Here is a 19,736-nt window from a genome sequence, read left to right on the forward strand (position 1 = left end):
GCCTCCTGTTAAACCCTGATATCCACGCCGCCTTGCGCGCCGAACATCCGTCCATAGGACCGTCCGGCGAGCTGGACCGGGACGTTTTCGTCCTCGGTCACGATCAGGCGTTGTGCGTTGCCATTCTGTTGATAATCGCCGCCATTCTGGCCGGACGAGTTCTGGTCGCGCAGCGAGAACTGCAATCCGCTGTTGTTGCTCTTGAGGCCGGCGTCCTGCAGCGCCTGCTGGAGCTGCGGCGCCGTCTGCTGCAGCATCGCCAGCGTCTCCGGCTTCTCGACCCGCAGATGCGAGGTCACCTGGCCATTGCGGTCGACGTCGATGCGGACGTCGATGCGGCCGAGCTCGGCCGGATCCAGTCGGATCTCGAAGCGGCTCTTGCCGTTGAGCGCGGAGGCTGCGATCTCGACCGCAAGCCCATGAAGCGGCACAGCGGCCGCCGTAGCGGCCGTCGCGGTCAGGTTGGCCGCGGTGATCTGGCTGGTCGATGCAGCCGGCGTCGACAGCTGGGGCTGCGCGGCGGCCGTGGCCTGTGCGCTCGGATCGGGAGCCGGCGCGTTGGTCTGGCTGGTCGTCGGCGCGGCGTTGCGATCATGTGAGGCCGGTGCCTGCAAATTGCCGTTCGCCTTCCCGTCGCTGGCCTCGACCGAGTCCGGCTTGGCTGCAACAGCGGGTTGTTGCGCGAGCGCGCCCTGGCCCGGCTGCTGAGTGGACTGGACGTTGCCATTGCCCGGTTCGGTGACCTTGCCGGCTGCGCTTTCGGCGAGCCCCGTCTTGGTCTGGGTGCCCGGCTTGCCCGTCGTCTTGGTGCTGCCGGGAACGGCCGCATCGAGCGCGGCGGTGAAGGTCTGATCGGCAGATGCGGCAGCGTCGCCGGAGGCCGCCGCTGCCGTCTCGGGCGTCGTCGCGGTTGATCCGGCGCCGTCGGCATCCTTGGCCGCCCCGGTGGATTTCGCTGCGGCCGCCAGCAGACCTACCGCGGCATCGACCGAGCCCTGCGGGCCAACACCGGCCGCTCCGACGGGCGCGGCCGCGCCGGGCGCATTGGTTTTGCCGTCGCCGCCCGCCGTGCCATCGCCGGTGGCGGGGTTGGCGAGGGTGATGTCGGGCTGGATGACGACGGCGACCGGCGTCGGCACGGCCACGGTCTGCTCGGCTATAGCGGTCGTCGCAGCGCTCGCATCCGTGCTGGCCTGATCGCCGTCCTTCTTGTCGCCCGTCTTGCCGTCGCTGGTCTTTCCGTCGGCGGTCCCGGCCGCATCGGTCTTGGTCGGTGTGCCAGTGGTCGCGTCGGCCGTGGTATCGGGACCGCTGGCGTCGGCGCCCGCAGTGCTGCCGTCGGCCTTGTCCGCCGGCTTGTCCTGCGACCTGGCCTGGGTGGTGCGATCGGCGTCGCCGGCGCGCGCCGGCTCGCGGCTCGGGGTGGAAGCGCTGCCGGGGCGCGGTGACGGCGACGGGGAGGTGGGCGGCGACGCTGTCGACGGATCCGGAGTCGCGGCGTCGACCAGCGCCGAGAAGCTGTCGGACGGCTGCGGAGCGTCCTGACGGGACTGTCTCGGCGCCGTGGTCTTGAGAACCGTGCCTGCCTGGATGTCTGACGTGACGCTGAACACCTTGGACCCTCTCGCGATGAACTCGACCAAGCAGTTCAGCAAGGAGCGGGCCAAGCCGGCGCCACTGAAAATAGTCAATAAATTCAATTTCTTATGGAATCGATCGCGGCGCGGATCCGCCGCCGCGTCCTCGCCATTTCTGCCCGGCCGGCAAGATTTGCCGCCGGCATCTGCGACCGGCGCAATTGCTTCGCAGGAAGTGCGCCTATATTAGAGACAGATGCTTTCGTGTTGTTTCCGATCAGGACATCCTGTCCGGAGATCGCCCGAAGCAAGCCATCCGCAAAGACGGCGCATGCGAGGCGTTCCCGCGCCGGGAACCCGTTGCCTGACGCCGCGATCGCAGTGACCGGATCATGCTCAACAGTCTCGATCTCGAAGGCCGTCCTGAAGACACCAGGGTCGTCGTCGCCATGTCCGGCGGCGTGGACTCCTCGGTGACGGCCGCGCTGCTGAAGTCGGAAGGCTACGACGTCGTCGGCATCACCCTGCAGCTCTACGATCACGGCGCGGCGACGCACCGCAAGGGCGCGTGCTGCGCCGGCCAGGACATCCACGATGCCCGCAACGTCGCCGAGCGCCTCGGCATCCCGCATTACGTGCTGGACTACGAAGACCGCTTCCGCGAGTCGGTGATCGACAATTTCGCCGCCAGCTACGCTTCGGGCGAAACGCCGGTGCCGTGCATCGAGTGCAACCGCGCCATCAAGTTCGGCGATCTCCTGAAGACCGCGCGCGAGCTCGGCGCCTCCGTGCTCGCCACCGGCCACTACGTCGCCTCGCGGCGGCTGGCGGACGGATCGCGCGCGCTCACTTGCGCGGCGGACAGCGATCGCGACCAGAGCTACTTCCTGTTCGCGACCACGCGCGAGCAGCTCGATTATCTGCGCTTTCCGCTCGGCGACATGACCAAGCCGGAGGTGCGCGAGCTCGCGCGCCGCTTCGGACTGGAGGTCGCCGACAAGCACGACAGTCAGGACATCTGCTTCGTGCCGACCGGCCGCTACACCGACATCATCGGCAAGCTGCGCCCGAACGCGATGGAGCCGGGCGAGATCGTCGATCTCAATGGCCGCGTTCTCGGCGTGCATCAGGGCATCGCGAACTACACGATCGGTCAGCGCAAGGGCCTCGGCATCGCTGCCGGCGCGCCGCTCTACGTCGTCAAGCTGGACGTCGCCACCCGCCGCGTCGTGGTCGGCCCGCGCGAGGCGCTGCGCACGCATCGCATCACGCTGCGCGAGGTCAACTGGATCGGTGACGGCGCGCTCGACGCCGCCGCGCGCGAGGGCCTCGAATTGTTCGTGCGGGTGCGCTCGACGCGGCCGCCGCAGCCGGCTTGGCTGCGCGGTGCGGACGGCCGTTACGAGGTCGAGCTGGTCGCCGGCGAAGAGGGCGTCTCGCCGGGCCAGGCCTGCGTGTTCTACGATGCCGCCTCCGGCCGCGCCCGCGTGCTCGGTGGCGGCTTCATCCAGAGCGCTGTTGCGGAAAGCAGCAGCTTGGGCGGCAACGTGATCAGGCCGCAGCGCGTGGCCGAGCCGGTCCGCGGCTGATCAGCATCCATCATTCGGGGCAGGGGCATGGGGGACATCGACCGCGCGGGGGTCGAAAAGGCCTATGAGCGCTGGGCGCCGATCTACGATCTGGTGTTCGGCAAGGTCTTCGATCAGGGCCGCCAATCGACCATCGCGGAAGCCGATCGCATCGGCGGCCGCATTCTCGACGTCGGCGTCGGCACCGGTCTGTCATTGTCGGACTATGCCCGGACCACGAAGATCTGCGGCGTCGATATCTCCGAGCCGATGCTGCGGCGGGCGCAGGCCCGCGTGCGCGAGCTGAAGCTCCTCAATGTCGAGACGCTCGCGGTGATGGATGCCAAGCATCTCGCGTTTCCCGACAATTTCTTCGACGCGGTGGTCGCGCAATACGTCATCACCGCTGTGCCGGATCCCGAAGCGACGCTCGATGATTTCATCCGCGTGCTGAAGCCGGGCGGCGAGCTGATTCTGGTCAACCATATCGGCGCCGAGAGCGGCCCGCGCCGCATCTTCGAGCTCGCCTTCGCGCCGATCGCGCGCCGGCTCGGCTGGCGGCCGGAGTTCCCCTGGGCCCGACTGGTGAACTGGGCCGCAAAGCATGGCGGCGTCACGCTGGCCGAGCGCCGGCCGATGCCACCGCTCGGACACTTCTCGCTCATTCGCTACCGCAAGGGCTGACCGCCAGATCCTCTGGCCGTGCGCTTTGCCACGCCATCCGCGCGGAACGCGAACGCGGGGTTTGCGTTGCCCCGCCATGAGCATCAGGCAATCCTTGTTCCTCTCCTTCGCACTGGTCTCGGCCGCGGCTGCGGCCCACGCCCAGGCGCCGCCGACGGCGGCCACACCTCCGCAGGCGACGGCGCCGGCCCCCGACGCGAATGCCGCCTGTGCGCCGAATGTCCGCGCGACGGCGACGCCCGACGGCATCACCACCGGCAGCGCCAGCGAGCCGCTCGGCGACAAGCTGGCGAAGACCAACGGCGTGTTGTGTCCGCCGAGCGGGGTCGATCCGGAGATGCACGCGCCGACCCCGGAGGGCGGCACGACGCCGGTGATCCCGCCGCCCGGCAGCCCCGGCGGCTATCCTAACGTGCTGCCGAAATGAGCCTCTTGTGATCTGCATTGCCGACCGCCGCTCTTGGCGCGCACATCGGCCTGTGGCCCTCGACGACCAGCGGATACATGCGCAAGGCCTTGGAGAGTCGTCCGGAAATCCCCTGGTCCGAAAACCGCTGCTGCCCGCGAGCTTTGCTTGACAGGGGCGGAGACGCCTCCTTATATGCCGCCCGTTCACAAGGCCCGGCGCCCGCTTCGACCGGTCTTGCCTTGATCGAACATCGTGGCGGGGTAGCTCAGCTGGTTAGAGCACGGGAATCATAATCCTGGGGTCGGGGGTTCGAGTCCCTCCCCCGCTACCACCTTTCCCACACTCCCTTTACTCTGCTTGGGTATGCCTCCCCGCCAATCAGCGAGTTGAGACGGCCAGCAATTTCAACACAGACCCCGCCCGGGCGCGTGTCATCTCTCGACACCGTCACCGTCTCCACAAGATCTCGAATTGCTTCGGCAGCCTCCTCGTCGCCTGCGCTCACACCTTTGCCGAGCGCATTTTCGAGCCGCACCAATTGCTCTTCGTATCGCCGAAGAATGACGGGGTGGAGCGCAATCGGCTGCGGAGCGGAGGGCTGGCTTTGCAATTCAGCCATGATCCGCTTCCGATCGGCATCCAGAGCCGTGGACCGCGGGCCGAGAATCGAAGGATCGCCATGCCCCTTGGCGATGGCGTCAGCTGGATGCCGCAGCGAAGAAAAAGAAGCTCAATTATCCAGTATGATTGCGGGAACAGGTTTGCCGGCCGCTTCACAGACTGCCTCGATAAGCAGGCGAACCGCTTTGGCATGCCAATAGATTTTCGCTCACGAATGAACGATTTGCGGGATACTGTTGCTCGGAATTTGCGTCGCCTCCGAACGGGGAAGGGCTGGACGCAGGAGGAGCTTGCGTTCCGAGCAAAAGTCGATCGGAGCTATGTCAGTCAGCTGGAGACAGGGGTATACAGCGCATCTGTGACGATGCTCGGTAAGCTGTCCAAGGCGCTCGGCGTAGAGCCCAGCGAATTTCTAAAACCTTGACCAGAGCCTCTGGTGCTCGTTTCGCTGGGGTGCTCTGGCAGAATTGGCGACAATCGCTCGGGCTGTCCCCTATAGTGAAGACCAGCCACGTCGGCCGATCGGCCAGCGCCAGTAGCCCTCTATACTTGGGAGTCGCGCGACCGGGCCCAGCTTGGTGCGGTATTGGTGCGTGAGGATTTGAAGTAGGTACTGATCCCGCTAACGCGTTGATCGTCCATGAGACCTTATCACCCTAGGGCTGCGACCGGGCCGTTATGGGCGGCAAGCTATCGATCGGCTTCGTTGATTTTGCTGCGTTCTCGTTCGATTTCGATTGAGTTCGTTGCGGCTTGTTCGGATCGTTCTGGTGCGAGACTGGTGCGGCCCGTTGGGGGCAACATCCTCTCTAGGCTGAAACAGAGGGCGATTCTAGGAAACCTTAAGATCACTTGGCAATCAGGGGGCCACCTCGTGTTGTCCGGAAGCCATCATTGGTACACAATGCATTTTCCGAGAGCTGGGAAGCGGGTATCGACAAATTCACGATACACGACTTGAGGCGCAGCTTACGCACCGTCATGCCGCGCGCGTCTACGTCCCATCAATAAGAAGCCCGCCGGCAATCTGGGCCGTCAGCGCGAGAGCAGGGGGGTCCGGCAGAGGGCAGCGGACGAGGCACTGACGACTGCACAGTCGATGACTGCGCCCGGGGTTGCGAGAGTCTATGCTGCGGGATCGGGGCCGCCTGCTGCTGGGACAGCGACGAAGGCGGGGTTGTCGACATTCTCTGTCTGATGTCGTCTGCGACAGCTTGCAGCGTCGCAATGTTCTGGGCCATCAGCTCTTGCTTGGCGGTGAGTTGCTCTACGCTGCGCCGCACGACATCGAGATTGAACGCCAGGGGCTCAAGCTGCTGCATCGGGTCCGGGGCAGTTGAAGCAATGGCTGGCGACTTCGTCGTCGAGACGGATAACAACCAGCCCAGCGATGGAACCCGGGCCACTACCTTGTCCCTTGCTGCGTCACCGTAGGACTGCCAGGCAAGGGTGGCGCCGATACCGATGAGAACTGCAATAACAAACCGGGCAAGGGTATGGAGTGTTCGCCTGCCAGTCGACGGCCGGTCGCTCGCGATATTGTCGTCGTTGAGGCCGGAGGGGCGAGGAGAACGGCCAGGCGGTTTCATGGGCCGTCCAATCCGCGGATCGAATCGGGCGTTTGGATCGCGCGCAGGCCCGTCCCACGCATTCTCTACGAGAGGTATGCTTTGCGAGTACATAAGTAGCTCCTTCCTGACTATTCACGGATCGTGATCGCGAGCTGAGCCGGCGCGACGAGTTTCAGCACAATCAGTCTCAGCAATGTCGTTTTTCCGGACCCGTTCCGATTGTTCCGGGACGTGAAGCCAGGGTCGACCGGCTTGATGCCTTGGTCGTCACGGCATGGCGATAGACAGTTTCGATTCCTTTCCCGAAGGCGTCGACGGAATATTGCGTCGTTGCGCGAAGCCGGGCGGCATGGCCCATGCGCCAGCGCCGCTCCGGATCGCGGAGCAATGTTTCGATCGCTTCCGCCAACCGAACATGATTGCCGGGTGGAACGGTAATGGCCTCGATGCCGTGGCGCGCCACGCGTGGAACGGCCGTGTCAAGCCATGTATTGATGATCGGCCGTCCCGCCGCCATCGCTTCCAGTTGAGCGATGCCAAATGTTTCCGCATTGGTCAGGGACGGCAGGACAAAGACGTCCGCTGTACACATGAGACTGGCGAGTTTGGCCTTCGGAGCGGAGCCGAGCAGGCGGACGCGATCCGCGACGCCGAGGCTATGAATCATTCGTTCAAGCCGTGCCCGTTCTGGACCCTCGCCGATGATCCAGACCTCAAAGCGGTGGCCGACCGCCGCTCGCACCAGCACATCGAAGCCCTTGTAGGGGACGAGTTGCCCGCAAGCCAGCACGAGCCGTCCACGATCGCGTTCGGCAGCGTCATTGTCGCGCGGCTCTGGCCAATCGTACTTCGAGGCATCGACGCCGAACGGAACGACGTGACATTTCTCAGCGAATTCCTGCAGCAGCGGGCTGCTGTACAGCAGAATGGCATTGGACACGATGATTGCGTCCGCCTGCCGCAGCGTCCGGCGCAACAGCGGTTTCATAAACCACCTCAGTCCGGCATGCGAAGCGATGTCCGCATGGTAGTGCACGACCAAAGGTCGATCGCGGCCCAACCCCAGGGCGAGCATGAGATCGGCGAGCGAAAACGGTGCATGAAGCGCGAGCAGATCGTGATCGGCGACCTGGCGCCACAACCGCAGCGGATAAGTCGGCGCGGCCGGAAGCGAACCTACATCGCCGAACGAGCGCACGCGCTCGATCGTAACGCCGTTCACGACGATGCGCCGTTGCCCGTTCGACTTGGAGCAGACCAGCACGCAGGCGGTGAACGCGTCTTTCAGTCCTGCGCATATGTCGCGGATCACCGACGGGGCTCCGCCGAACAGGTCGGGATAGCAGTCATTGAAGATGTGAAGCACCGAGAGGCGCCGAGAGGGAGCGAGCATGGCCGAACTCTCCATGACTGAGCGCCTCCTTTATATGTGGGAAAATTTCACACGTCAATTGATCTCGACGGAAAAGTGGGATTGTATCCCACGGGACTCGCCGCTACAATTTCGCCATGAACGCCAAATCCCGGAGATCGAAGTCGGCTTCGCATCAGCCGATTGCGGCGGCGAGCCTGCGCGCGCCCTTGGCGCGCCTGCTGCGCCCGCTGGTGCGGCTATGCATCCGCGGTGGAATGACATTTCCTGAGCTGGCTCAGCTGTTGCGAGAACTCTTCGTCAATGTTGCCGAGCACGACTTTGCCCTGGAGGGAAAGGAGCAGACTGACAGCCGCGTGAGTCTGCTCACCGGAATTCACCGCAAGGAGGTTGCGCGGCTGCGCGGCGCCGGTGCGCCGGTCAATGAAACGCCTGCCACTCTGTCGCTGACCAGCGCGATCATGGCACGCTGGCTCGCCGCTCCGGAGTTCACGGACGCGAACGGCGATCCGCTGCCCTTGCCGCGCATGGCCAGTGGCGATGCGCCCTCGTTCGAGCAGCTTGTCAGTTCGATCACGAAGGATGTCCGCCCGCGCGCAGTGCTGGATGAATGGCTGGACCGCGAGCTCGTGACCATCAACGGCGATGAAGAGATCGTGTTGGTGGATACCGGCTTCGTTCCGCGCGGCGACGACGAGCGCAAATGGCACTATCTCGGCCGTAACCTGCATGATCATATCGCGGCAGCCGCCGAAAACGTATCCGGGCCAGCACCCCGTTTCCTCGAACGCGCGGTGCACTATGACGGCCTTTCAGCCAAGCTCGCAAAACGTCTCGAAGGGCGTTCGCGCGAACTGGCCATGGACGCCCTGAAGATCGCCAACCGGGAAGCAAACCGCGCGCTCGCCAGGGACAAGGGCGGCGACCACCGCTGGAATTTCGGCATCTACATTTACAGCGAAGGTCCGGACGACGCGGCGAATGGTGATGCTGACGAAGGCGGCTCGTCATGACCAGGCAGCCCGTCATCTCGCGCCGCTCGTTGCTTATGGGACTCTGGCTTGCCGGATCGTCCTCCGCCTGGGCGCAGGTGCGCCGCGGCAGCGATCAGGGTATCGGCGGCACCGGTATCACGCGTGGCCACGATCAGGGCATCGGCGGCACCGGCATTGTTGGCGTCATTCAGCGTTTCGGCAGCATTTTCGTCAACGGCCAACGCATCAGCTATGCGCCGAACGTCCCGGTGCGGATCGATGGCGAACCGGTATCGGCGAAGGCGCTCAAGATCGGACATCTGGCTCGTGTGCTGGCGCTGCCGCAGGCGAACGGTTCGCTGATCACCCGCGGCGTCAACGTGGTCAGCGAGGTGATGGGGCCGATCGAAAGCGTCAGGGACGGCGAGATGACCGTGCTGGGCCAGCGGATCATAGCGGCCGGCCACGAAAGCTGGCGCCATCCGGGCGTCAATGTCGCGGTCTTCGGGGTGCGCCGCATCGACGGCGTGATCGTCTCAAGCCTGGTCGAGCAACGCCTTAACGCGACAACGCGGGTTTCCGGACCACTCGAACGTGATCGCGGCGGCCTGCGAATAGGCGGGTTGCGACTCAACGGCGCCGATGCCGCACTCGTCGGACAACGTGTTCAGGCTGAGGGCCGCGTTACGCAAGGCGTGATGCAGATCTCGCGCATAAGGGCTGACGACCTCTCTGATTTCTTCGGCGCGAACCGTCTGTCGATCGAAGGCTATGTCCGCCGCGTCGGCAGCTATCTGCAATTCGGCTCGGGCTATGTCGCGCATGACAATAGTCGCTTCGCATCCTCAGGCAATGCCCGCGTGGTCGTGAACGCCACCTTTGACAGTTCCCGTGGCTTGCGGGTTGAATCCATCCAGTCCGTCAACAAATTTCCGGGTGACTCGATCCAAGGTACGAGATCCGAGCAAACTCCGGGCGCGACGCCCGGCGGCTCGGACGTCCCGGGCGGCGCTACTGTGCCAGGCGGCGGTCCTCCCGGGCTGGGCGGTGGCGGTCCTCCAGGCCTTGGCGGCGGCGGTCCTCCCGGCCTTGGCGGCGGCGGTCCTCCCGGCCTTGGCGGCGGCGGTCCTCCCGGCCTTGGCGGTGGCGGTCCTCCCGGCCTTGGCGGCGGCGGTCCTCCCGGCCTGGGCGGCGGCAGTCCTCCCGGCCTGGGCGGCGGCCGCGGCCGGCGATGAACAACGAAGATATGGCAGAGCGGGCGAGAGGCGCGCGCTCGCAGCGTCGTCCAGCTTCGCTATGCGATTCATCGCGAGCAACTTGCGCTGCGAACAGCTAGCCCGAGTTCGCGGATTCGCGCTCGAAAATCGGGATTTTGCGATTTTTTGGCGAGCTAAGTAATTGATCTGCAAAGGGTGGGGTGTTCGATTTCGGGCGAGAATGGTTGTAGTGAAGACCTCCCCGATTCCCAAGGGCGTGGCGATGCGGGTGGATCCGCCGCGCGATGTTTCTGCGACGCACGGAGCGACGAGCCCGCGGCTGAGCAGAATATGAACAACCCGACGGCGCTCGCCGCTCTGGCGAGCGCCGTCTCGCAGACGGTGCGACGACAGAAGATTGGCTGAGTTTCCGCTGATCGGCGGAGAGACGTTTGGTGGATCGAAGCGGATGCGGAGAGCACGCTATCTTGCCGGCGATGACAACTCGATTGAGACGTCGAGCGCGCTATTGTGTCTGTGTTGCCCCGCGATCCTGACGAGGACATGTGCGCCCGCTTGGCAGGCGGGGCTGAGCACGGACTCTCGGATGGACCACCAGATGTCATCACCGCGAGATCACGACGGAAGCCGGACCAATGCTATGTTGTCGACCGCTCGTGTGCAGCCGTGTAGTATCGAACAGAGGAGACGATCACGTCGAAGATGAAGGCGGAGAGACGCCCGATGTAAGCGTCCGGCCGCTGCACATGGCCTCAGATCTTGACATGATCGGCCGGCTCGATCGCCGCCGGGTGCACGGTGACGATGTCGGAACCGGCCGCGATCTGTGCAAGCTCGGCCTCTACGCGCTTACGTTCTGCCGCGAGCTCATTGACCTTCGGGTTGTGCGCTGAGCGGGATCAGCAGTCCGAGACGAGCTATGGACAGTCGTCTTGGTCAGGCCGCGCGCTCGAACTGCGGCTGCCAGCGGAGCAAGTAGGATTGCAGCGACTGGACGGCGAGCGCCAGCAGGATGCCGACGAACATCATGATGAAGATCGCCACCATCATCTCGCTCGCATTGGCGCGGGCCTCGGCCTCGATGATCAGCTTGCCGAGCCCGCGCTCGGCGCCGATGAACTCGCCGACGATGACGCCGACGAGCGCGAAGGAGACCGCTGGAAGCAGCGAGGCGAACACCCAGGCCAGTGCGGACGGGACGACGACGGTGCGCAGCACGGTCAGCTCGCTCGCGCCCAGCAGCCGGGCCGCGGCGATCTGGTCGCGGTCGACCGCGCGGGTGCCCTCGAAGGTGTTGAAGAAGACGACGAAGAACACGACGAGCCATGCGGTCGCGATCTTGGAGAGATCGCCGAGACCGAAGATCAGGATGACGAGCGGCACCAGCGCGATGCGCGGGATCGAGTTGAGCGCGATGATGTAGGGACCGAACACGCGGGCGAGAAAGTCCGACCGCCCGAGCACCACGCCGGCGGCGATGCCGGTCAGCGCGCCGAACAGAAAACCCCACCAGGTGTTCTTGAGCGTGACGAGGGTCGCGGTCCACAGATTGTTGTCGGTGGCTCCGATGCAGGCGACGACTCCGGCGGGGTCGCTGAAGCAGCCGAGGCGCAGAAAACTCTGCCAGATCAGCGAGGGCTTTGCGACGAAGTAGGGATCGAGGATCTTCGGCACATAGGCTTTGGGCAGCAGCGCCTTGCTCCACTCGAAGCCCCATTGCCAGACCACGAGCACAATGACCAGGATGGCGATCTGCCAGAACAGGATGGCGGCGCGACGGGTCGACATGATCGGTCAGCCTTCTCAGTCAGCCTTGGTGCGGCGGAATTCTTCGCCGAGCGAATGCCAGATATGGGAATAGAGCCGGCCGAACTCGGCGGTCTCGCGCAGGCTCACGGGGTCGCGCGGCCTGGGGAATGACACTTCGAAATCATCCTTGAGGCGCCCCGGCCGGGCCGACAGCAGGATGATGCGGCTGGCGAGCGTCAGCGCCTCGCCGAGATCGTGGGTCACGAACAGCACGGTCTGCCGCTCGCGCTCCCAGATCTCGAGCAGGGTCTTGTGCATCTCGAGCTTGGTGTGGGTATCGAGCGCGCCGAACGGCTCGTCCATCAGCAGGATCTCCGGCGCGAGGATCAGCGTGCGCATCAGCGCCACGCGCTGCCGCATGCCGCCGGACAGCATGCGCGGAAAGCTGCGGCCGAAGCCTTGCAGCCCGGCCTTGCCGATGGCCTCGGTGACGCGCTGCGCGCGCTCCGGCTTCGGCACGCCGGCGATCTCCAGGCCGTAGCCGATGTTCTGCTCGACCGTCCGCCACGGAAACAGCGTGTCGCGCTGGAACACGTAGCCGACCCTTGGATTCACCTTGCCGGTCTCGACCGTGTCGCCGTCGATCAGGATGCGCCCGCCCGAGCGCGGCAGCAGCCCGGCGACCATGTTGAGGATCGTGCTCTTGCCGCAACCGGACGGACCCAGGAGGGCAACGAATTCGCCCTCCCGCACATCGAAGGACACGTTGTCGACGGCGACGAATTCGCGGCCGCCGGTGCTGTAGGTCTTCATCAAGCCCTGCACTGCGATCCGGGTGCGTTCCGCGGCAGGGCTCTCGGCGCCGCGCACCGTGGCGAGGCCTGCATTGGAGGGCGGCATCATTTGGTCTTCGCCTTCGCCGCCGCGAGGAAGCTGGGATCGACGATGTCCTCGTACTTGATCTCGGGAATGTCCGTCCCCTTGCGGTACCAGGGCTTGGCGCCGCGTGCATAGGACGCGGGGTCGATGCTGCCGTCATAGGCCCAGGTGGCGGTGTCGAAGCCGAGCTCGGCGCTGACCGCTTCGGGATCGATGCCGGAGAAGTACTTCGGCGTCACCAGCGCCTGCACCTCGGCGAGCGGCGTGGCCTTGACCCAGGCCATGGCGCGGGTGATCGCATTGACGAAGGCCTGCACCAGCGCCTCGTCCTGCTCGATCGTGTCCTTCAAGGCGTAGATGACGAGCACCGGGACCGTGCCGCCGAAATCCTTCTCGAACAGTCCGGGCTTGGAGGTGTCGTAGATCACCTTGCCGAAGCCCTTCTTCTCGACCTCGACGATCCAGCTCGGCGGCGCCATGATGGCGTCGAACTGCTTGGTCTGCAGCGATGGAAACATCGTGTTCGGTCCGCCGCCTGCGACCCAGTTCACCTTGTCGCCCAGGCCGCGCGACTCGAACACATAGGTGCCGTAGACCCAGGTGCCCGATCCGATCGCCGTGGCGGCGACGATCGGCTTCGCACCGTCGGCGCGCCTGGAGGCGGCGAGCGCCTCGACCGAGATGATGCCGCTGTCGTAGAGATCACGTCGCACCACGATGTTGGCGTAGGAGCAGACCATCTCGGTTGCCAGCAGGATCTTGCACGGCTTGCCGCGTGCCGTGAGCTGCAGCGGGTGGCTGGCGTCGCCATGCGCAAACAGCGCTTGATCGGCGGCGAGCGTCTGGCGGCCGAAGGTGCCGGAATTGCCGGTGAGGAGCTTGGGATCGAGGCCCTCGTCCTTGAAGTAGCCCTTCAGCTCCGCGATCATTGCAATCGCATAGACCGGCGACACCGGTCCGAACGCGATCGACGCAGGCCGCGTCTCGGCCAGCAGCCGTCCTGGCAGCAGCGAAGCGCCCGCGAAGGCCGCGCCGGACGCGAGCGCGCGGCGCCGTGTGATCGTCATGGAATCCTCCCGCAGTTCTTATGTTCTCGACGATGTGCGACGTGACCGCTCACCCTGGCGGCTTCACAGGCGAAATCGTTCCGTCCGCTTCCAGCATGGCAATCTCGTCGGGCAGCAGCCCGATCTCGGCCAGGACGTCGCGCGTGTGCTCGCCGACATCAGGCGGATCGTAGCGGTTCGGCAGCCGCTGCCCGTCCAGCGACACCGGCAGCACCGGCGTCTTGGCGCGACGGCCGTCGGGCATGCGGATCTCGGTCAGGCCGCCCGATGCGTTGAGATGCGGATCGTCGAACAGGTCGCCGGGCTTGTTGACCGGCGCGTAGGGCAGCTCGAGCCGCTCCAGCACCGCGGCGAGATCGTCCCTCGCCCACGTCCTGAAGATCGCGGCGATCTCGGGGATCAGCCAGCCGCGATGATCGACCCGGCCCTGCGCGGTGGCGAAGCGCGGATCGTCCAGCCATTCCGTGCGCTCGAAGGCGCGGCAGAACGCCACCCATTGCTCCTCGCCGACGATGGTCACGAACAGCTTCGAGCCGTCCTTTGTGTCGAACAGATCGTAGACCGGCCACGGGCTGTCCTTGATCGAATAGGGGATCGAGGGCTGGCCGGTGACGACCTCGTACATCATGGCCTGCGCCATCAGGAAGACGTTGTTCTCATACAGCGCGCTCTGCACGTAACGGCCGCGCCCGGTGCGCTGACGCTCGGCCAGCGCGGCCTGGATCGCGATCACCCCGAACATGCCGCCCATGATGTCGTTGACCGAGGCTCCGGCGCGCATCGGGCGATCAGGCAGGCCGGTCATGTAGGCGAGGCCCCCCATCATCTGCACGACCTCGTCGAGCGCGAGGCGGTTCTCGTAAGGCCCGGGCAGGTAGCCCTTCAGCGAACAGTAGATCAGCTGCGGGGCGAACGCCGCCACGGACTCGTAGTCGAGCCCAATGCGCTTCATCAGCCCGGGGCGGAAATTCTCGATCAGCACGTCGCTGCGCGCGATCAGCTTGCGCGCAACATTCTGGCCCTGCGCCGTCGACGTATCGAGCGCGATGCTGCGCTTGTTGCGGCAGTAGGTGGCGAAAAAGCCGGCCGCCGGTCCCTTGAAGGAACGGGTGCGATCGCCCTTGATCGGCTCGACCTTGATCACGTCGGCGCCGAGATCGGCGAGGATGAGTCCGCAGCTCGGACCCATCACCATCTGGCTGAACTCGACGACGCGCACGCCCTCGAGCGGCCGAAGCGGAGCGTCGTGCTCTCGGGCCGCGCCCATCACGCTGCCCTCCGCAGCACCTTGGGGATGCCGGCCTCGTGCAGATGGCCGGTGAGGTGCTTCGGCGCGATGTGACGGGCCAGGATCTCGCGCGTGAGCATCAGCCGGTCCAGATCGATCCCGGTCGATAGACCCATGCGCTCGAGCATGAACACGAGATCCTCGGTGACGATGTTGCCGCGTGCGCCCGGCGCGAACGGACAGCCGCCGAGCCCGGAGACCGCGGCATCGAAGCGGCGGATGCCGGCCTCGAGGCCGGCGACCGCGTTCGCGAGGCCGGCGCCGAGCGTGTCGTGCAGGTGCAGGCGCAGCGTGACGTCCGGCCCGATCTCGCGCCGGACGGCCGCAACGACCTGCTTGACGAGCGTGGGCGTCGCGTAGCCGACGGTATCGGCAAGACCGATCTCGTCGGCCCCCGCCTCGGCGAAACGGCGCGCCAGATCGCAGACCGCCGCCTCGCTGACATTGCCTTCGAGCGAGCAGCCGAACGAGGTGGAGATCGCGCCCATCAATTGCGGCCGCTCGGCGGCCGGCCGGGCATCGATCGCGGCGCGCACGGCATGGAAGGCTTCGACCTGCTCGGCGACCGTACGGCGGACATTGGCGCGGTTATGGGTCTCGCTGGCCGAGATCACAAAATAGATGTTGTCCACGCCTGCGGCGATGGCGCGCTCCGCGCCCTTGAAATTGGGGACCAGCGCGCCGATCCTCGTCTCTCGATGAGACAGCGCATGGGCCATCACCGCATCGACATCAGCGAATTGCGGCACGACCTTCGGCGGCACGAAGGAGCCGGCATCGATCTCGCGCACCCCTGCGGCCGCGATGGCGTCGATCAGCGCGCACTTCGCTTCGGTCGGCACGAGCATGTCGAGGTTCTGCAGGCCGTCGCGCGGCGCGACCTCGCAGATATGGACGTCCGGCTCACGGATCATTGGCGTTGCTTCCCCGTCGCTCGCTTCTCGATTGTACATTTTTCATATAAAGAACAATCCGGCCGACGATCTGTCAAGCTGAAAGAGGTTTCCTCGGCATCATGACCGATTGGGACACATCGCCCTCCGCTGCACGGACGGGCACGACCGACCGCGCCGAGCAGCTCGCCGGCCTGATCCTGGCGTTCGCACGCCGCGAAGGCATGAAGGCCGGGGACCGCCTGATCGAGCAAAGGCTGGCCGATGCGCTCGACGTGTCGCGTGCGCCGATCCGGCTCGGGCTGAAGGCCCTGGAGGCGGCGGGGCTGGCGCGGGGCGAGCCCCATCGCGGCTTCGTGCTGACCCAGAACCCGACGAGCGGTGCGGCACGCCCGACGCTCGCCGCGGTGAGCCGCGCCGAGCAGGCCTATGCGGACATCGCGGCCGACGTTCTCGACCGGCGCATCGAGGCCGACGTCACCGAGGCCGAGCTGATGCGCCGCTACGAGCTGAGCCGCACCGAGCTGCAGCGCCTGCTCGATCGCATCGCGGCCGAGGGCTGGATCGCCCGCCTGCCCGGCTATGGCTGGCGCTTCGCCGAGACGCTGTCGAGCCCAGAAGCCCAGGACCAGGCTGCGGCCTTCCGGGCCGTGATCGAGCCGGCAGCGATTCTGCAGCCCGGCTTCGGGCTTCAGCAGGACGTCATCGCGAAGCTTCGCCAGCATCAGCAGCGCGTACTCGGTGGCGAGCTCGACAAGATGACGATCGGCGAGGTCTATCAGTCGGGCTGCGAGTTTCACGAGGTGATCGCGCGCGGCGCCCGCAATCCGTTCTTCGTCGAGTCGCTGCGACGCGTGAACTCGATCCGCCGCCTGTTCGCCTATCGCAGCTTTGCCGATCGAGATGGCATGCGCCGGCACGTCGAGGAGCATTTGCGCCTGCTTAATCTGCTCGAAGCAGGACGTAATCAAGATGCCGCCGAGCTGATGCGAAGTCACCTTCAGCGTCCGCTATCATCGCGCTTGCCTTGAGCTTTTTGGCTCCGCGGCATGTAGTCGGAGCGGAACAGCAAGTAGCAACTTCTGAGCCGTTCGATTGCGATTCCTGGAAGGAGTAACAGCCGGCTATGGGCCGCAAAGGGGAAGCAAGCGTTCGAGGCGGACCCGACGACATACGAGGGGACAGATTGAAGTTTGCCAGAAGTTCGTTGTGATGCACGCCGAATAACACTTTTGAGGTTTTTCTTTTGAGCTTCTGTAGCGCGCAACGATAGTGGTAATACTGTCAATTATGGCTACCGGCACGGCGTTTCCTGATCTCCGCACCAAGTTGATTCATACCACGATCAAGCTGCTGGCCGAGCAAGGTCCGGCGGCCGTTCAAGCTCGGTCCGTGGCCAATGAGGCTGGCGTCTCTACGATGGCTGTTTACAGCCATTTCGGAGGCATGCCGGAGCTATTGCGCGCAGTTGCCGATCAAGGGTTCCGATATCTGGCCTCTGCCTTTGAGGCGACGCCGAAGACCGATGATCCCGTTACAGACGTCTTCCGTTTGGCGTTGTGTTACCGCGACGTGGCCCGGCAGAACCCGCACCTCTACGATCTCATGTTCGGGCTATCAACTCGAGGAGCCTATCGGGCGATCGAGTATGATCCTACTCCGCTGTCTCGCTCGGAATCCCCTGCATTTCAAGAAGCCTTTGGCCATGTGGTTCGAGCCGCGACTCGTCTTATCGAGGCTGGCCGGATCCGCGACGATGATCCGAATGTCATCGCGGTACAGCTGTGGGGCTTCGTTCACGGGTTCATTACCCTCGAATTGGCTGGCCTCTTGGCTCGCTTTGATGACAGCGTCGAACAGATCCTTTTCCCGATGGCAATAAATATGTTGGTTGGCCTCGGCGACACGCCGGAACGCGCCGTCACCTCCATGATGCCATGCGTCAGGTGAGGGCATCCGCTCTCTGTTGATCCTTACGCCCGTTCCCTGAAACGAATAGGGACATTCAGCACTCCTTGCGTCTGCACTATAACGATGTTATTGTCGGTTAATAACATCGTTATGGCTGCTCAAGCAGTGACGCCAGCATCTGAACTGGCGCTCGTAACAGAGGGAGGATTTGTATGGCTGTATCAGTTCTGCCTGATTCGCCTCAGGGCCGGTCGACGCCGCTTGTTCGGCTACCAGCAATTCCGTTGCGCATCTGGCTGCTCCGCGCCATCGCGCTGGCGCTCCTCCTGGCTGCGTCCCTTGATGGGTTCGCGGCGATTATGGCGGGGATCGCGTATTACAAAGGAGCCGGGAATCCTGAGATTGCTGCAAAGCGCATCGCGCTGCTGAACGCCGCCGAAGCCGGCCAAGCCGTGGATACTCCCTCAAAAGTCGAGGAGTACGCTGGCAGCACGGTCGCGCTGGTGGGATCGGTCAGTTCGTCCACTTATGCTTATGGCAAGGAGAGCATCGCCGAGCATCTCCTCGTCTACAATGTCATGAGCAAGGAAAAGGCCGCAATGCTCATGGTCCATTCCTTGCTGGGCGGCGTATGCATGCTTTTCGGCGGCCTGCAATTCTGGCCCGCTTTTCGCCGCCGCTTTCCCAAGTGGCACCGCATATCCGGTGGCATCTATATCGTCGTACTGCAGGGCACGATGATCACCGCCATGATCCATCTTGTGCGCACGTCGGTTGCCGACACGCTGGATCATCTGTTTTTCTACGTGGGACTGTGGGGGCTGGCCCTGGGCATATCGTTCAGCCTCTGGATGGCCGTACATGCGTTGTGGCGCAAGCAGATTGCTAACCACCAAGCCTGGATGTGCATAAGCTACGGGCTCTTGCTGAGCACACCCATCCAGCGTTACGGCTGGCTGCTTTTTGGCGCGCTGGATCCGGGCATCCGCTTTACCGAAGCAAATTATGCCGTCACAGGGGTGCTGATCCCCCTTTCTTTGACGGTCGGCTACCTTCTGTTTACGATCAACCGCTGGGTGCAGCCGGTTCGACGGGCCGAGTCCGCAAGCATGACTGCGGCTTCCGAAAAGCGCGCGCGTCTTGCACGCAACCTCGCGCTCGTGAGTTTCCCCGCCCTCGTCGCAGCCGCCGCCATTGTTGTTCAATACTACATGGTGACCCCCGCGCTGGAGCAGGCTTTCAGCGCCCGAGAATTGGTCCCGGCGGGTGTCATCCACCTTCATGACACCGTGATTGCAAGCGATGTCGTAAGCCGCGCGACGTTCGCGCTGGCGACGTTAGTTGGCTTGTCGAGCGGAGCGCATCTGCTGTGGATCGCCTTCGTCCGACGGCAACCGAAAGGTGCTCTGGCTGCACCTTCCTGGGCGTTGGCGTTCTCCGGCGCCGTCGCGGGAATTGTATTGATGTACTGGGGCCTGCGGATGGGTATGCCGAGCTTCGCTACCCTTGCAGGCGGTTCGATGCACATGATTGGAGGAGCCGCCACTCTGTTGTTCGCGGTTCTGCTTGCCTTCGCCTTGCGCCGCGGAGAGGTGGCCTGGGTCAAGGAATGGGGCGTATTCGTCCTCGCCTGCATCGCGGCTACGCCCACCTTCTACTTTCTACTGCCGCTCATGGGCGCGTCCGGATTTGACGCACAGTGGGCGAGGGAGGGCCACATCTTCCGCCTGGCCCTCGCTGGCCAATGGTTGGTGGCGATAATGGGCGCCTTCATCTACGCGGCCTATGGACAAGCAACCCAAAGCAGACTGGCTCGCTGAAACCGGAGCCGCGGTGGCCATCAAGGGCGGGGACGAGTCCTCCTCGCCCACGCGCCGCGACGTGCGGAGCCCGACCCACGAGTCCAACTGGTGCGATAACCAGAGGGTTTCTCCTGATGGGAGAGGCCACCTACAA

19 protein-coding genes and 1 tRNA gene are annotated in these 19,736 nt (G+C 64.6%); 12 read left to right on the top strand and 8 right to left on the bottom strand.

Annotation, left to right across the window (positions count from 1 at the left end; genetic code table 11):
• Nucleotides 1-8: 8 nt before the first annotated feature.
• Nucleotides 9-1,613: a flagellar hook-length control protein FliK gene (locus ACQR13_RS11575; protein ID WP_434862843.1), complete on the bottom strand. Its 1,605-nt coding sequence runs from the start codon at nt 1,611-1,613 to the stop codon at nt 9-11.
• On the opposite strand from ACQR13_RS11575, the gene ACQR13_RS11580 reads away from it, so the two are divergent.
• The 5 genes from ACQR13_RS11580 (at nt 1,600) to ACQR13_RS11600 (ending at nt 4,569) form a co-directional block, all read left to right on the top strand.
• Nucleotides 1,600-1,827: a hypothetical protein gene (locus ACQR13_RS11580; RefSeq protein ID WP_316169303.1), complete on the top strand. Its 228-nt coding sequence runs from the start codon at nt 1,600-1,602 to the stop codon at nt 1,825-1,827. The genes ACQR13_RS11575 and ACQR13_RS11580 overlap by 14 nt on opposite strands.
• Nucleotides 1,828-1,969: 142 nt before the next feature.
• Entirely contained in the window at nt 1,970-3,166 is a 1,197-nt protein-coding gene (gene mnmA, locus ACQR13_RS11585) for a tRNA 2-thiouridine(34) synthase MnmA (RefSeq protein WP_315714172.1), read from the top strand.
• 27 nt (nt 3,167-3,193) lie between these two features.
• Entirely contained in the window at nt 3,194-3,829 is a 636-nt protein-coding gene (locus ACQR13_RS11590) for a class I SAM-dependent methyltransferase (protein ID WP_316166538.1), read from the top strand.
• Nucleotides 3,830-3,905: 76 nt separating this feature from the next.
• Nucleotides 3,906-4,256 carry a hypothetical protein gene (locus tag ACQR13_RS11595; protein WP_315750106.1) on the top strand — a complete coding sequence of 117 codons (351 nt, stop codon included), beginning with the start codon at nt 3,906-3,908 and terminating at the stop codon, nt 4,254-4,256.
• A gap of 236 nt (nt 4,257-4,492) precedes the next feature.
• A tRNA-Met gene (locus tag ACQR13_RS11600) sits at nt 4,493-4,569 on the top strand.
• On the opposite strand, the gene ACQR13_RS11605 is transcribed toward ACQR13_RS11600, so the two are convergent.
• Nucleotides 4,564-4,857, bottom strand: coding sequence for a hypothetical protein (locus tag ACQR13_RS11605; RefSeq protein ID WP_316193222.1), 294 nt, complete (start codon nt 4,855-4,857; stop codon nt 4,564-4,566). The genes ACQR13_RS11600 and ACQR13_RS11605 overlap by 6 nt on opposite strands.
• Here ACQR13_RS11605 and ACQR13_RS11610 point away from each other — a divergent pair.
• Nucleotides 4,843-5,283: a helix-turn-helix domain-containing protein gene (locus ACQR13_RS11610; protein ID WP_316169300.1), complete on the top strand. Its 441-nt coding sequence runs from the start codon at nt 4,843-4,845 to the stop codon at nt 5,281-5,283. The two genes, ACQR13_RS11605 and ACQR13_RS11610, sit on opposite strands and share 15 nt — an antisense overlap.
• Nucleotides 5,284-6,617: 1,334 nt before the next feature.
• Here the strand turns inward: ACQR13_RS11610 and ACQR13_RS11615 are convergent.
• Entirely contained in the window at nt 6,618-7,838 is a 1,221-nt protein-coding gene (locus tag ACQR13_RS11615) for a glycosyltransferase (RefSeq protein WP_316201287.1), read from the bottom strand.
• Nucleotides 7,839-7,939: 101 nt separating this feature from the next.
• Here ACQR13_RS11615 and ACQR13_RS11620 point away from each other — a divergent pair, with 101 nt between their 5' ends.
• The 3 genes from ACQR13_RS11620 to ACQR13_RS11630 all read left to right on the top strand — a co-directional run bounded on the left by ACQR13_RS11620 (nt 7,940) and on the right by ACQR13_RS11630 (nt 10,886).
• Nucleotides 7,940-8,815, top strand: coding sequence for a DUF6502 family protein (locus ACQR13_RS11620; RefSeq protein ID WP_315714183.1), 876 nt, complete (start codon nt 7,940-7,942; stop codon nt 8,813-8,815).
• On the top strand, nt 8,812-10,011 hold the full coding sequence (locus ACQR13_RS11625; protein ID WP_315714184.1) for a hypothetical protein: 1,200 nt from the start codon (nt 8,812-8,814) through the stop codon (nt 10,009-10,011). The genes ACQR13_RS11620 and ACQR13_RS11625 overlap by 4 nt, the downstream gene beginning before the upstream one ends.
• 746 nt (nt 10,012-10,757) lie before the next feature.
• Nucleotides 10,758-10,886 (top strand): hypothetical protein, encoded by a 129-nt coding sequence (locus ACQR13_RS11630; protein ID WP_316169296.1) that lies wholly within the window; start codon nt 10,758-10,760, stop codon nt 10,884-10,886.
• A gap of 43 nt (nt 10,887-10,929) precedes the next feature.
• Here the strand turns inward: ACQR13_RS11630 and ACQR13_RS11635 are convergent, their stop codons facing one another.
• Genes ACQR13_RS11635 through ACQR13_RS11655 form a run of 5 tightly spaced genes read right to left on the bottom strand, consistent with a single transcriptional unit; the run spans nt 10,930 to nt 15,890 of the window.
• On the bottom strand, nt 10,930-11,781 hold the full coding sequence (locus ACQR13_RS11635; protein WP_315714186.1) for an ABC transporter permease: 852 nt from the start codon (nt 11,779-11,781) through the stop codon (nt 10,930-10,932).
• 15 nt (nt 11,782-11,796) lie between these two features.
• On the bottom strand, nt 11,797-12,645 hold the full coding sequence (locus ACQR13_RS11640; RefSeq protein ID WP_316201285.1) for an ABC transporter ATP-binding protein: 849 nt from the start codon (nt 12,643-12,645) through the stop codon (nt 11,797-11,799).
• Complete coding sequence (locus tag ACQR13_RS11645) at nt 12,642-13,688, bottom strand: ABC transporter substrate-binding protein (protein ID WP_434862844.1); 1,047 nt, start codon at nt 13,686-13,688, stop codon at nt 12,642-12,644. The genes ACQR13_RS11640 and ACQR13_RS11645 overlap by 4 nt, the downstream gene beginning before the upstream one ends.
• A gap of 49 nt (nt 13,689-13,737) precedes the next feature.
• A complete protein-coding gene (locus tag ACQR13_RS11650; RefSeq protein WP_316191999.1) occupies nt 13,738-14,955 on the bottom strand; it encodes a CaiB/BaiF CoA transferase family protein in 1,218 nt (405 codons plus the stop codon).
• Nucleotides 14,955-15,890: a hydroxymethylglutaryl-CoA lyase gene (locus tag ACQR13_RS11655; RefSeq protein WP_434844472.1), complete on the bottom strand. Its 936-nt coding sequence runs from the start codon at nt 15,888-15,890 to the stop codon at nt 14,955-14,957. The genes ACQR13_RS11650 and ACQR13_RS11655 overlap by 1 nt, the downstream gene beginning before the upstream one ends.
• Before the next feature lie 101 nt (nt 15,891-15,991).
• Between ACQR13_RS11655 and ACQR13_RS11660 the strand changes: the two genes are divergently transcribed.
• From ACQR13_RS11660 to ACQR13_RS11670, 3 genes are all read left to right on the top strand, one after another.
• Nucleotides 15,992-16,900, top strand: a complete 909-nt coding sequence (locus ACQR13_RS11660) for an FCD domain-containing protein (protein ID WP_434844473.1) — start codon at nt 15,992-15,994, stop codon at nt 16,898-16,900.
• A 259-nt stretch (nt 16,901-17,159) separates the two neighbouring features.
• Entirely contained in the window at nt 17,160-17,819 is a 660-nt protein-coding gene (locus tag ACQR13_RS11665) for a TetR/AcrR family transcriptional regulator (RefSeq protein WP_316191997.1), read from the top strand.
• A 173-nt stretch (nt 17,820-17,992) separates the two neighbouring features.
• A complete protein-coding gene (locus ACQR13_RS11670; RefSeq protein ID WP_434862845.1) occupies nt 17,993-19,600 on the top strand; it encodes a DUF2306 domain-containing protein in 1,608 nt (535 codons plus the stop codon).
• Nucleotides 19,601-19,736 lie beyond the last annotated feature (136 nt).

It is taken from the genome of Bradyrhizobium sp. HKCCYLRH3059 (genome assembly GCF_051168035.1).
Classification (GTDB): domain Bacteria; phylum Pseudomonadota; class Alphaproteobacteria; order Rhizobiales; family Xanthobacteraceae; genus Bradyrhizobium.